Source organism: Marinomonas shanghaiensis (assembly GCF_003259175.1).
GTDB classification, from domain to species: domain Bacteria; phylum Pseudomonadota; class Gammaproteobacteria; order Pseudomonadales; family Marinomonadaceae; genus Marinomonas; species Marinomonas shanghaiensis.
In genome coordinates, this window is the sequence record NZ_QGOK01000016.1 from 74,563 (window position 1) to 87,403 (window position 12,841).

12 protein-coding genes are annotated in these 12,841 nt (G+C 47.5%); 9 read left to right on the forward strand and 3 right to left on the reverse strand.

Going from position 1 to position 12,841, the window contains the following annotated elements; translation table 11 throughout:
- The first annotated feature begins 16 nt into the window (after positions 1–16).
- Positions 17–499, forward strand: a complete 483-nt coding sequence (locus DKT73_RS13600) for a phosphatidylglycerophosphatase A family protein (RefSeq protein WP_111639102.1) — start codon at positions 17–19, stop codon at positions 497–499.
- 211 nt (positions 500–710) lie between these two features.
- On the opposite strand, the gene hydA is transcribed toward DKT73_RS13600, so the two are convergent.
- The 3 genes from hydA to DKT73_RS13615 form a co-directional block, all read right to left on the reverse strand.
- Positions 711–2,153 (reverse strand): dihydropyrimidinase, encoded by a 1,443-nt coding sequence (gene hydA, locus DKT73_RS13605; RefSeq protein ID WP_111639103.1) that lies wholly within the window; start codon positions 2,151–2,153, stop codon positions 711–713.
- A 64-nt stretch (positions 2,154–2,217) separates the two neighbouring features.
- Complete coding sequence (locus tag DKT73_RS13610; protein WP_198666626.1) at positions 2,218–3,702, reverse strand: NCS1 family nucleobase:cation symporter-1; 1,485 nt, start codon at positions 3,700–3,702, stop codon at positions 2,218–2,220.
- Between the two features lie 95 nt (positions 3,703–3,797).
- Complete coding sequence (locus DKT73_RS13615; RefSeq protein ID WP_111639105.1) at positions 3,798–5,039, reverse strand: Zn-dependent hydrolase; 1,242 nt, start codon at positions 5,037–5,039, stop codon at positions 3,798–3,800.
- 262 nt (positions 5,040–5,301) lie between these two features.
- Between DKT73_RS13615 and DKT73_RS13620 the strand changes: the two genes are divergently transcribed.
- The 8 genes from DKT73_RS13620 to DKT73_RS13655 all read left to right on the forward strand — a co-directional run bounded on the left by DKT73_RS13620 (position 5,302) and on the right by DKT73_RS13655 (position 12,774).
- Positions 5,302–5,934: a TetR family transcriptional regulator C-terminal domain-containing protein gene (locus DKT73_RS13620; RefSeq protein WP_232827881.1), complete on the forward strand. Its 633-nt coding sequence runs from the start codon at positions 5,302–5,304 to the stop codon at positions 5,932–5,934.
- Between the two features lie 272 nt (positions 5,935–6,206).
- A complete protein-coding gene (gene cofG, locus DKT73_RS13625; RefSeq protein WP_111639107.1) occupies positions 6,207–7,337 on the forward strand; it encodes a 7,8-didemethyl-8-hydroxy-5-deazariboflavin synthase CofG in 1,131 nt (376 codons plus the stop codon).
- Positions 7,334–8,539: a 5-amino-6-(D-ribitylamino)uracil--L-tyrosine 4-hydroxyphenyl transferase CofH gene (gene cofH, locus DKT73_RS13630; RefSeq protein ID WP_111639108.1), complete on the forward strand. Its 1,206-nt coding sequence runs from the start codon at positions 7,334–7,336 to the stop codon at positions 8,537–8,539. The genes cofG and cofH overlap by 4 nt, the downstream gene beginning before the upstream one ends.
- The gene (gene cofD / locus DKT73_RS13635; RefSeq protein WP_111639109.1) at positions 8,539–9,498 is read left to right on the forward strand and encodes a 2-phospho-L-lactate transferase; all 960 of its coding nucleotides are present in this window, start codon (positions 8,539–8,541) and stop codon (positions 9,496–9,498) included. The genes cofH and cofD overlap by 1 nt, the downstream gene beginning before the upstream one ends.
- Entirely contained in the window at positions 9,498–10,214 is a 717-nt protein-coding gene (gene cofC, locus DKT73_RS13640; protein WP_111639110.1) for a 2-phospho-L-lactate guanylyltransferase, read from the forward strand. The genes cofD and cofC overlap by 1 nt, the downstream gene beginning before the upstream one ends.
- Positions 10,207–10,980 (forward strand): coenzyme F420-0:L-glutamate ligase, encoded by a 774-nt coding sequence (cofE, locus tag DKT73_RS13645; RefSeq protein WP_111639111.1) that lies wholly within the window; start codon positions 10,207–10,209, stop codon positions 10,978–10,980. The genes cofC and cofE overlap by 8 nt, the downstream gene beginning before the upstream one ends.
- Entirely contained in the window at positions 10,977–11,672 is a 696-nt protein-coding gene (gene npdG / locus DKT73_RS13650; RefSeq protein WP_111639112.1) for an NADPH-dependent F420 reductase, read from the forward strand. Before cofE ends, npdG begins: the two co-directional genes overlap by 4 nt.
- Before the next feature lie 97 nt (positions 11,673–11,769).
- Positions 11,770–12,774, forward strand: a complete 1,005-nt coding sequence (locus tag DKT73_RS13655; protein WP_111639113.1) for a TIGR03842 family LLM class F420-dependent oxidoreductase — start codon at positions 11,770–11,772, stop codon at positions 12,772–12,774.
- The last annotated feature ends 67 nt before the right edge of the window (positions 12,775–12,841 follow it).

Consider the following 12,841-nt stretch of genomic DNA (forward strand, 5'->3'; position numbering starts at 1 on the left):
GAGTAGGTAAAGCTTCATGGCAAACTCTGCCCCCGCGTCGGTATGGCGTAATCCGATACATTTTTTGGCATTTGGCCTTGGCTCTGGTGCCGCGCCAAAAGCACCAGGAACCTTTGGTACGCTTGCTGCTGTGCCCTTGTTTATCTGGTTCCTACAAGATTTAACCGCCACAGCGTACTTCATCGTACTGGTAGTGACATCGCTGGTGGGAATCTATCTTTGTGGTAAAACCTCGAAAGACATGGGCGTACATGACCATGCTGGTATCGTCTGGGACGAATTTGTTGGTTTCTGGATCACCATGTGGCTGGCGCCTGCGGGTTGGTTTTATATCGTGCTGGGCTTTGTGTTATTTCGCCTATTCGATATTTTGAAACCTTGGCCTATCTCATGGGTTGATAAAAACGTCCATGGCGGCTTCGGCATCATGCTGGATGACATTTTGGCCGGCATTATGTCTTTTGTCGTGCTACAGGCTTTGGTTACCTTCGTTTTTTAGCGCTTAGTTTCCTCTTTCAATAGGGGGTCGCAAAACGACTTCCGTTGATCTTGTAGGTCGCGCATTTATGCCGACAAAAAACGCATTACGACAATTCACGTCTTGTCGGGCTAAAGCCGCGACCTACAAAACTTATCCAACCTTCGCTGACTACCTCCTGCGACACCTTCTTTTAAGGGGAAGGTTAGGATGAGGTTGTTTTTGCTTATCTTTAACGCACAACGGCTTTGGGTTTATTCAGTTCTTTGCGCTTTCTTAATGATTCGTAGAAAGGCGCGTATACTGGCCGATCTATGTATTTCCCATCGCCAGATTCGGCCATCAGTACATTGTTATGCCAAGCGAGTTTGCCGTTACAAATCGTGGTTTCTGGCACACCATGGATTTCCATGCCTTCAAAAATACTGTGTTCGATTTTCGAATGGTGGGTTTTCGCGGAAATCGTTTTAGTTGCGGCAGGATTCCAAATCACCAAATCGGCATCAGCCCCAACACGAATACAGCCTTTATTTGGGTAGATGTTGAAGATTTTCGCCGTATTGGTCGAAGTTAAGGCGACAAATTCATTCATGGTGATTTTGCCTTCGTTGACGCCTTTTTCCCAGAGCACCATCATACGTTCTTCCACGCCTGCTGTGCCGTTCGGAATTTGTGCGAAGTTGTCTTTGCCCATGGCTTTTTGTTCCGCACAGAAAGCACAATGATCGGTGGCGGTGGTTTGTAATGTGCCAGCTTGAACCCCTTTCCAAAGGGCATCCTGGTGGTGTTTGGGTCTAAACGGAGGGCTCATAACATGCGCCGCCGCCGTGGCCCAATCTGGGTTCTGATACACACTTTCGTCAACGGTGAGATGACCTGCTAACACCTCGCCAAATACAGTTTGGCCGTGATCTTTGGCGTAACGAATGGCGTCGACCGCTTCTTCGGTGGAAACGTGCACAAGATAGATTGGCGCGCCGAGTGTGTTAGCAATGCTGATCGCACGGTTGGCGGCTTCGCCTTCGACAGAAGAAGGGCGCGATAGAGGATGCGCTTCTGGGCCTGTCATGCCTTCCGCCATGAGTTTGTTTTGTAAGTGATACACCAACTCACCATTTTCGGCGTGAACGGTAGGAATGGCGCCAAGCTCTAGGCACTTGGTGAAGCTCGCCACTAGAATATCATCGGTCGCCATGATGGCATTTTTGTAAGCCATGAAGTGTTTGAAGCTGTTTACCCCATGATCTTTTACCAATAATTTCATTTCTTCTGCGACTGTGTCATCCCACCAGGTAATGGCGACATGGAAACTGTAATTTGCATGGGCTTTTTTCGCCCAATCACGCCATTGATGATACGCGTCTAACAAGGACTGCTGAGGGTTGGGAATGACAAAGTCGATAATAGTGGTGGTGCCACCGGCGAGCGCCGCCACTGTGCCTGAAGCAAAGTCGTCTTTTGCGACTGTGCCCATGAAAGGTAACTGCATGTGAGTATGTGGATCGATACCGCCTGGCATGATGAGTTTGCCAGTGGCATCAATGGTTTCAACATCGTTTGGTAGCACACTGATGTCACCGATCTCGACGATTTTGTTGTCTTTGCAAAGAATGTCGGCTTTGAAGCTTTCTTCGTGGGTGACGATCGTCCCACCTTTTATAAATAGACTACTCATGTGTCGTCCTTTTCCAGTTGAAAAATATAAGCGGCATCAAGCGATGCCGCTGAGGGAATGATAGTTATGACGGCAACGCGTCAGTTTGAGTGGCCGAAGCCGTTTGCATGTTGGCAAGGATGAAATACACGATGGCACCAGTGAAAGCACCAGTGAACCAGCCGTAGTTATAAAACCAGCCCAGTGTTGGTACATTCAATGCTACTAGCGTAATCAAAACAGGTACGGCAAAGGCGATCAGCCCTGCGTTGTTAAAGGCAGGATAAAGGCTGTCTGGTGTGTATAATGCGACCAAATCTAAATGCTGACGTTTGATTAAAAAATAATCGACAATCATGATGCCGGCGATTGGACCAAGTAAACTTGAATACCCCAATAGCCAGTTGGAATACATACCTTCAACACTAACATCGGATTCCAAGGCACCTAATTTTTTGAGTAATTCCCAGCCCATTAGCAAAATACCAATGAAGCCTGTAAGCAAGGCACCACGAGTGTGATTAATCAGTTTTGGGGCTAAGTTCTGAAAGTCGTTAGTGGGAGACACCACGTTAGCGGCAGTGTTAGTGGAAAGTGTCGCAATCACGATCAAGATCATAGCGACAGCGACCCAGAATGGGCTGTCGATTTTACCAATCAAAGAGATTGGATCAGAAATCGTTTCGCCAACCAATGTAGTAGACGCAGCGGTGAGCACCACGCCTAAGGCCGCGAAAAAGAACATAGTGATAGGTAAGCCAACGATTTGACCAATGACCTGATCTTTTTGTGATTTTGCATAGCGGCTAAAATCGGGAATATTCAATGATAAGGTGGCCCAGAAGCCCACCATGGCGGTGAGACCACCAAGAAAATACCCCATAAAGCCCGCATCGGCAGGACGGCTTGCTGGTGTGGCCAGTAGTTCAGTAAAGGAGACCTTGTCGCTTGCCCAAAACATCAGGCCAATGGCAACGATCAATAACAAGGGTGCAGATAAGGTTTCCATCCATTTAATCGATTCTGCGCCACGGATCACCACGTACATGTTCAGCGCCCAGAAAATGAAGAAGCCGATCACTTCTCCGACGCCTCCTAAACTTGCCCAACCATCCGACACGGCAGATAAGAATAAATGAATCGCTAGGCCGCCAAACATGGTTTGAATTCCAAACCAGCCACACGCAACCAAGGCACGAATCAAACAAGGAATGTTAGAGCCAACCATGCCAAAGGATGAACGTAATAACACAGGGAAGGGAATGCCGAATTTTGTACCAGGATAGGCGTTTAGTGTCAGTGGCACCAGCAAGATAATGTTAGCCACAAGAATGGTAAACAAGGCTTCCATCACCGACAAGCCGAAGTAGGCGGTTAGAACACCACCCAAGGTATAAGTTGGTACACAAATCGACATACCGACCCATAACGCGGCAATATGCCACTTGCTCCATGTACGATCTTTGACTTTGGTTGGCGCTAAATCGTCGTTATACGCTGAACTTTGTTGCAGGTCGCTACCAACCTCCAACTCATAAAACTCACCTTGTTTAACAGACTTGCTGGTCATGATTGCCACCTTTTCTATTTTCTGATTATGGGGATGATTTCATTCAATGGTTCGTTGTTGTCTTCTCTTGTCTTTCAATGACTTATACATATGCTTTATTGGTGCTCTTTGGCGATGCGTTCACTGGCTTCGAGCATGGCGTGCAGCAGCACGTTGGCGCCAGCGGCGCATTCTTCTGGTGAGCTGTATTCCGCTTCGTTGTGACTGATGCCATTCAAACAAGGCGTGAATATCATCCCAGTTGGCACCAGATCCGCCATGTAGCAAGCGTCGTGTCCTGCACCTGCGTAAATGTCCATATGGCTATAACCGAGCTTTTCTGCGGCGGCTTTTACGTCGTCGGACGCGTTAAACTCGACAGGTGCGAAATACCAGAAAGGATCAAGGTTCACTTCAACGCCATGATCGAGGGCGATTTCCTTGCAAAACGCCACGAGTTCTTCGTGCATGGTGAGCAAAACATCCGGCTTAGGGTTGCGCAGATCGGCGCTGAATTTCACATTGCCCGGAATGGTGTTGCGGGAGTTTGGCCAAACTTGCATAAAGCCTACCGTGCCTAAGCCATTTTCATGGCGCAGTGCGATGGCATTCATTTCAGTCACGATAGCCGCCGCTGCGAGCATGGCGTCTTTGCGAAGATGCATAGGCGTGGTGCCAGAGTGAGAAGGGCGACCGACCACTTCAATGTTGTACCAGCGGATGCCTTGGCCTAGTCGAACTATACCAATGGCTTTTTCTTCATCCTCTAAAATTGGCCCTTGTTCGATGTGCGCTTCGAAAAATGCGCCCATGTGTCGGCTGCCTAATTCCATCTCGCCTAAATAACCAATGCGCTCTAACTCGTCGCCGAGGCGAATGCCATTGACGTCGGTTTTGTTTAATTCGGTTTCCAAATCGAAGCGACCCACATACGTACCAGAGCCCTGCATCGCAGGCTGAAAACGTGAGCCTTCTTCGTTGGTCCAAACGGAAAATTCCATCGCAGTGGGGGTTTCAATGTTGTTTTCATGTAATGTGCGCAGTACTTCAACACCAGAAAGCACACCAAAGACTCCGTCGAACTTACCGCCAGTCGGCTGGGTATCAAGGTGACTGCCGGTGCCGACAGCCGGTAAATCATTGTTTGTTCCCGCGCGACGGGCAAAGATATTGCCGATTTTATCGACTTCAACGCTACAGCCGCAGGCTTTGCACCAAGATACAAAAAGGTCGCGGGCTTGCTTGTCTAAGTCTGTTCCTGCAAGACGGTTACAACCGCCTTTTTCTGTACCGCCAATGTCGCCCATTTCCATTAAGGTGTCCCAAAGGCGCTGCTTGTTGATACGAAGGTCTTGCATTACTAGCTCCTACTTCTGTTTCCAATATCTTTACCAAAAGGTAAAAAATGCCGATAAAAAAATATCAACAACTTGTCTTTCCGGTCAGCAATAAGTAGGCCAAGTTTTAATCAACTTTGCTGAGAAAGGCTCGTTTGAAGCATCTGACTGTGTTATTTTAAAGCCTGTTTAAAAGATAATATTTAATAAAAACAGCGTCTTATAAGACTTAAAAAAGAGCATCTTTTGATGTAAGGCAGATTGGATTTTGGTTGAGAAAAAAGTGAAACGCACAAAACAATCAATGAATAGAGAAGAGTTAGAGTCGCGTATATTACGTTCTGCCGAATTCGTTTTTGCTGAAAAAGGCTATAGCGGTTCTTCTATGGAAGCCATTGCGGCGACGGCCAATATTTCTAAGCAAAATCTTATTTATTACTTTCCAAACAAAGAGTTACTGTACCAACGCGTGTTGAAAGAGATGCTCGATATATGGATTGAAAAGCTTTCTTTTTTAGAAGCTCAAGGCGATACCCCCGAAGCCGTTATTCGTCGTTATGTGCGCGAAAAAATGCAGCTTTCTCGACTGTATCCAAATGGTTCTAAGGTGTTTGCCCATGAGATTATCAGTGGTGCACCTGTCTTAAAAGAGTACCTCATTAGCCATTTAAAGCCTCAGTTCGACCGTGATGTTGTATTGGTTAAGTCTTGGATAAATAAAGGGTTAATTGAAGAAATCGATCCCGAACATCTGTTTTTTACCATATGGGCGGCCACCCAAACTTACGCGGATTTCTCGGTGCAAATGGAAGTCTTACTCGGCAAAAGTCGCCTTGAAGAGGCGGACTTTGAGCGAGCAGAGTTAGCGGTGACGGATTTTGTTGTGCGCGCTCTTGGTGCCAAAAAAAATAATTAAAAATATTTTCAGACGAGTTTTCTCCTCCATTTAAGTTTTTTTGAGTGTTTTATGTGCATTTAGAATGTGCAGAAAAATGCCACTTTTCATCATCTTAACCTCTTGGTTAAGTTTTTACTTAACTGAACTTTAGAGCGCTAGCCCTTTATTGGGGCGGGTTTTGCACTAATAAAAACAATTTACTCCACGCAAAATGATTGCTATTAATTTTTATACCAAATGGTAAAAAAAGTTAATTTAATCTCTTCTAATCATCAACGCGTGGAGTGAGTATGATCTCTGATTCTGAAGCCATATCTTATGAGTTTGCGACTGGGCCAGACTTGTACGCACTCTGCCAAGAAGCCGCCAAAAAGCGTGATAACGCTTGGGGTAAACAACTTACGTACTCCAAAAAAGTCTTCATACCTTTGACCAATATGTGTCGTGATACCTGCGGTTATTGCACCTTTGTACAATCGCCAGATTCACCTCACGCCAATTACATGACGCCAGAGCAAGTGCTAAAAACCGCGCACGAGGGCGCAGCACTCGATTGTAAAGAAGCCTTGTTTAGTTTGGGAGAGCGCCCCGAAGAACGTTATCAAAAAGCCCGTGATCTATTGGCTCATTTGGGTTATCGCAGCACCTTAGATTATCTGCATGATCAATGTGAAAGTGTCTTAACTCATACCAGCTTATTACCGCATGTTAACGCAGGCGCTTTGTCTTTTGACGAGCTGAAATGCTTGAAACCCGTCGCGGCTAGCATGGGTATGATGCTAGAAAATGTGTCAAATACGTTACTTAAGAAAGGCCAAGCTCATTATGCTTGCCCAGATAAAACTCCCAAACGTCGACTCGACACCATAGAGCAAGCGGGTCGCCTTGATATTGCCTTTACCACAGGCATTCTGATTGGCATTGGTGAAAGCTGGGCAGACCGAGTACACAGTCTTATCGCCATTCGTGATCGTCATTTGGCCTATGGACATATTCAAGAAGTCATTATTCAGAACTTTCGCGCCAAAGCAGGCACCGCGATGGCCGACTATCAAGAACCCAATTTAGACGACATGAAGCGTACCATCGCCGTTGCCCGTTTGATCTTGCCAGATGACATCAGCATACAAGCGCCGCCTAATTTGGAAGTCGAATACGGCTGTTACATCAATGCTGGCATCAACGATTGGGGCGGCATTTCGCCTTTGACCAAAGATTTTATCAACCCAGAAAGAGCCTGGCCGCAAATAAGCAGTGTCGCGCAAGCTTGTGAAGGGTTGGGCTATTCGCTGGCAGAACGCTTGACCATTTATGACCGTTTCCAGCAGCAGGACAATAAATATCTAACCCCTAATTTAACGCAACGAGTCGCGTCGCTGGTTAGCCATGCAGCTCAAGTAAGTGGAGGAGTCATCGCATGAACCTATTTTCGTTAATGCCACACAATGCTCAAGTAAGCGACGCCGTTCGAACAATTTTGCATAAGTCTTTATTGGGCGAAGAGCTGAGCGTCGAAGACGCTTGTACTTTGTTTGCTACGCAAGGCGCAGAAGCGCAAGCGGTACTCGATACGGCTGACAGAGTGCGTGAAAAGCGCGTCGGGAATGTGGGCACCTTTGTGATTACCCGCAATATCAACTTTACCAATGTGTGTTACATGGGGTGCCGATTTTGCAACTTCGCCAAAGAAAAAGGCGACAAAGAAGCGGAGTTTTTAACCGTTGAGCAAGTGGCTGATCGAGCCGAAGAAGCTTGGAATCGCGGCGCGACAGAAGTTTGTATTCAGGGCGGATTGCATCCCGATATTGGCCCTGATTATTACCGTGAGTTGATTGTTGCGGTGAAAAAACGTGTGCCAGAGATTCATATTCACGCCTTTTCGCCATTTGAAATTTGGTATGGCTGCAAAAAAGGCCGCCTCGAACCAGAGGCGTTTTTGACCGAGTTAAAACATCTTGGCTTGGGTTCTATGCCGGGCACGGCGGCAGAGATTCTAGATACCGAAGTACGTAAACAACTGACCAAAAATAAACTTACTACAGAAGAGTGGGTACGCATTATCAAAGCCGCCCATTCGGTTGGCGTGCCGACAACGTCGACCATTATGTACGGCCATGTAGATCAGCCGATCCATTGGGCCAATCACCTTAAATTATTGCGCGATATTCAAAAGGAAACCGGTGGCTTTACTGAGTTTGTGCCGTTAGGTTTTATCCATTACGAAACTCGTTTATACAAGGACAGCCCAGACAAGGTTCGCCCTGGCCCAACGCAAGACGAGCATTTCAAAATGCACGCCATTGCTCGCCTGATGCTGCAAGGTCATATCGATAATATTCAAGCCTCATGGGTAAAAATGGGCCCCGATGTAGCCGCCAGAATGCTGCGTTCCGGTGCCAATGATTTGGGCGGCACCCTAATGAATGAAAGCATTTCCCGCGCGGCTGGGGCAACGCATGGTCAAGAAGTCTTCCCAGAAGACATGGTGGCCAATATTCACGCAGCGGGTTTGCATGCGGTACAGCGCAGCACCAAATATGACATCGTAAAAGATTACCCAATAGCCGCCAATAGCATCAAAGCACCATTAGCGAACCGCATTGCGATTCAAGGGGTTGCGTGATGTCAGACTTGAAAATTACCTTATTGGCGGGTGGTGTAGGTGGTGCGAAAGCCGCCGAAGGTTTGGCAAAAAGTCCATACGCCAGCTCGACCAAGATCATTGGCAACATTGCTGACGACGATGAATTTCACGGTCTTTGGGTCTCGCCAGATATCGATACGCTGATTTATTCCTTGGGCGATCAGATCGACCGTCAGCAAGGTTGGGGACGTCAAAACGAAACGCATCAAGTACTCACCGAGCTAAAAGCCTTAGGGCAAGACACTTGGATGACTCTGGGGGATTTGGATCTCGCCACGCATATTTACCGAACGAATTTAAAGCACCAAGGCGTCAGCGCCAGTGAAATAACAGAACGCTTGGCAAAACGTCATGGCGTCAGCATACCTATCCTGTTGCCCACCAACGATGTAGTGCAAACCCGAGTGAAAACACCACAGGGTTGGTTGTCATTCCAAGAGTTTTTTGTGCGTGAACATTGTCAGTCTGACGTGCTGGATATCGAGTATCAAGGCATCGCAAAAGCCAAACCAACGCTTCAAGCCTTAGAGCAAATTGCCAGTAGCGACCTGATTATAATCGCGCCGAGTAATCCGATTGTTAGCATTGGAGCGATTCTCGCCGTACCGGACATTCAGCAAGCGGTGGAAAAAAGCGGTGCTTATATTATTGCCATTTCACCTTTAATTGGTGGAAAAACAGTAAAAGGCCCAGCGGATAAAATGCTTGAAAATGCGGGCAAAAGCGTTGATTCAAAAGGCATCTATGACTGTTACAGCACATTCTTACAGGCCATTGTGATTGACGATCTTGATCAGCAAGACGCCGCGTGGTTGCAAGCGCAAGGTCTGGATGTATTAGTCACACCAACCTTAATGAAAACCCCTGAGGAGAAAACGGCGTTACTCACGAAAGTGGTCGAGTTTGCTTTGTCTCATCAAAAGCAGAGGGCGGCCTAATGACTTCTTTTTTAAAAACATCATCTTCAATGGTTCCTTTTTTCGTGGACAAGCTTTGTGTGGTGATTCCGATGAAAGCGCCTAAACGTTCCAAACAAAGATTGGTTGGTAGCTTGTCGGATGCAGCTCGTGAAAGTTTGTCTCTCACGCTGTTTGAAAACACCCTAGCGTTTTTTCAGCGTCACTTTCCCATGTTAGACGTGCTGGTGGTCAGCGAGTCTCTTGATGTGTTGGCGATTGCTCAGACTTATGAAGCCAACACCTTATTTGATGATGGGGAAAACGGCTTAAACGGCGCGTTGGATTTTGCCTGTGATTGGGTAAAACAGACGGGTTACGACAGCATGCTGATTGTCCCGAGTGATATTGCCATGCTCGATCCTGCGGAATTTGTCGCGCTGATGTCGGCCGCAAAAGACGCCAGTGTGGTGATTGCGGTTGCCAAAGATGGCGGCACCAATGCCTTACTGACATCACCACCGGATGCCATTCAATTTGAATACGGCTGTGATTCTGCCGCGGTTCACCAAGCCAACGCCCTGAATAACCGACTGGCTTGTCGCAGTCTTCATCTTAGCAATCTTGCCTTGGATATTGATCAGAGCGAAGACCTGCAAGTCGCCGTGATCCGTCAACCTGAGCGCTTTAAAGCATGGCGCAGCACGGGTTCGTCATTGATGAAGAAGACGTTCGTTAAGGAACACCACTATGCCTGATTCTATGAGCATGTTTCGTCTAATGGGCTTACCGAACTTTCGAGAAGGCGATGATTTGGCGCAAATCATTATTGATACCTTAAGTGCTCAAAATCAAACCTTGTTGGCGGGAGATATTCTGGTCATCGCGCAAAAAGTGGTGTCGAAAAGCGAAGGTGCGTTCGCCTATTTAGATGACATTACCCCTAGTGAAGAGGCGATAGAGTTGGCGAAAACCGTCAATAAAGACCCGCGTAAAGTCGAGGTGATTCTCTCTCAATCAAGCCGAATTGTGCGAGCGATGAAACGGCCTGAACAAGAAGAGGGCGTGCTGATTGCCGAGCATAAAAATGGCTATATCTGCGCCAATGCGGCGGTGGATGAATCGAATGCCGATCATCCCGGACAACTGATTTTATTGCCTGAAGACCCAGACAAAAGTGCGCGATTACTGTGTCACAAATTAGAGGCGCATTTTGGCTGTGATTTGGGCGTGGTGATCAGCGACACCTTTGGTCGTCCGTGGCGGCTGGGGCAAACCAACGTGGCGATTGGCTTGGCGAATGTGCCGGGTGTGGTTCACATGTTGGGTGAGCTGGATGCGTTTGGACGACCGTTGAGTGTCACTGTGCCGGCCTTTGCCGATGAAGTTGCGGCGGCGTCTGGGTTGTTAATGGAGAAAAGGGCTAAATCGCCAGTGATTATTTTTCGTGGCCTATCTTGGCCAAAAACCGACAGTTCGAGCCGAGACCTGATTCGTGCTCACAACGAGGATCTTTTTCGATGAAAAATGAAGTAAGCAATAAAGTCGCCATCATTGGCGGAACCGGTCCGCAAGGGAAAGGGCTGGCCTTGCGTTTGGCGTTGGCTGGTATCAGCGTGGTATTGGGTTCTCGTGATCCCGCCAAGGCAGCAGAAACCGCGCAGCAGCTTGTCACTAAGTTGGCGGAACTGGATTGCAAAGCTGACATTACGGGATTGTCGATGGAAGACGCCACCAAAGCCGCAGACGACTTGGTGATTTTATCGGTGCCTTACAGTGGACATGACGACACCTTAACTGCCTTAGCGCCATTGCTGGTTAGCAAAACCTTGGTCGACATTGTTGTGCCATTGGCGCCAGGTAATCCAAAAGTCGTGGTGATGCCAGAGGCAGGTTCGGTAACGGAATCGGCGCAGTTGTTATTGGGCGACGACATTCCTGTGGTGGGCGCCTTACATAACGTCTCTGCAGTGACTTTGAATGACTTATCGCGTGCCATCAACTGCGACATCTTGGTGTGCGGCAATGACCTTGAAGCGAAAAAACGCGTTATGGATTTGATCGAAAAAATGGGCACCAAAGCCTACAACGCAGGCTTGGCAGACAGTGCTCGCTGCGTAGAAGCGCTAACGCCGATTTTGATTCGATTGAACATGTCGAAAGATGTGCCGTTTAGTCATGCGGGGGTGCGTATCTGCCCACCAGATGGACACTAGTTTATGGCTACTGTGGTCAGTGCATCGCGGAAAGTTATTTAGAACAGATTTAATTTTTAAAAATATTAAAAAAGCATAATCACAAGAGGAACACATTATGGAATTCGGTATTACGTTTAAAGGCTTCGTCAGCCCAGATCGCGCACGAAATCTTGTTCGTCAGGCGGAAGCGGCGGGTTTCACTTATTGCTGGTTTTACGATTCACATATCCTGTGGCGTGAGTCGTTTGTCGCCATGGCGATGTGTATGGAACACACTAAAACCATGCGATTTGGCCCTTGTGTGACCAACCCAAATATTCGTGACTGGTCTTTGTCGGCTAGCTTATACGCCAGCTTGGCGCATCAAAGTAATGGCCGTTTCGACATCGGTCTTGGTCGTGGTGATTCTTCCATGCGAGTAATGGGCAAAAAACCTGCGACCTTGGCGCGTCTTGCGGAATTTACCATCAAGGTAAAAGCCATGGTGCGTGGTGAAGAAGTGGAATACGGCGAATGCCCAGAACCGGTTAAATTGCCCTGGGCGACAGGTTATGAATTGCCTGTGTGGATTGGCGCGTATGGCCCGAAAGCCTTGGCTACCGCTGGTGAAGTTGGTGATGGTTTGATTTTACAAATTGGTGATCCAGATTTGGTAAAATGGTTTAAGGATCAAGCTATTAACGCTGGAGTGGAGGCAGGTCGTGATATGTCCAACTTCAAAATTCAAGCGGCCGCGCCAGCGTATTTTGGTGACATGGATTATTGTATCGAACACACCAAATGGTTCCCTGCCATGGTCGGCAACCATGTAGCAGACATCGTTGAGCAATATGGCAGTGATTCAGGTTTAGTGCCAAAAAGCTTAACCGATTACATCGAAAAACGTCGCGGTTATGATTATTCAAAACACGGCCAAAGCGACAACCCATATCTCGATTTTATCACCGAAGATATCGTCAAAAGCTTCTGTGTATTGGGAAGCGTCGAAGACCATATCGCCAAGATCAAAGACCTAGAAACAGCGGGAACCACGCAATTCAACATCTACCTAGACAGCGGCGACGAAGAAGAAATCATCGCCAAATACGGCAGAGACATTATCCCAGTGTTTAATGGCTAAGCTGCTGTAATCATAGAGCGAATAACATTCCTTCCTCGAAACTACCGCCTCCCTCGTCGGAATGTTA

Coding starts and splice junctions, on each gene's coding strand:
- cofD (WP_111639109.1), top strand. CDS start 8,539: ATGTCAGACTTGAAAATTACCTTATTGGCGGGTGGTGTAGGTGGTGCG.
- cofH (WP_111639108.1), top strand. CDS start 7,334: ATGAACCTATTTTCGTTAATGCCACACAATGCTCAAGTAAGCGACGCC.
- cofC (WP_111639110.1), top strand. CDS start 9,498: ATGACTTCTTTTTTAAAAACATCATCTTCAATGGTTCCTTTTTTCGTG.
- hydA (WP_111639103.1), bottom strand. CDS start 2,153: ATGAGTAGTCTATTTATAAAAGGTGGGACGATCGTCACCCACGAAGAA.
- cofE (WP_111639111.1), top strand. CDS start 10,207: ATGCCTGATTCTATGAGCATGTTTCGTCTAATGGGCTTACCGAACTTT.
- cofG (WP_111639107.1), top strand. CDS start 6,207: ATGATCTCTGATTCTGAAGCCATATCTTATGAGTTTGCGACTGGGCCA.
- DKT73_RS13655 (WP_111639113.1), top strand. CDS start 11,770: ATGGAATTCGGTATTACGTTTAAAGGCTTCGTCAGCCCAGATCGCGCA.
- npdG (WP_111639112.1), top strand. CDS start 10,977: ATGAAAAATGAAGTAAGCAATAAAGTCGCCATCATTGGCGGAACCGGT.
- DKT73_RS13600 (WP_111639102.1), top strand. CDS start 17: ATGGCAAACTCTGCCCCCGCGTCGGTATGGCGTAATCCGATACATTTT.
- DKT73_RS13610 (WP_198666626.1), bottom strand. CDS start 3,702: ATGACCAGCAAGTCTGTTAAACAAGGTGAGTTTTATGAGTTGGAGGTT.
- DKT73_RS13615 (WP_111639105.1), bottom strand. CDS start 5,039: ATGCAAGACCTTCGTATCAACAAGCAGCGCCTTTGGGACACCTTAATG.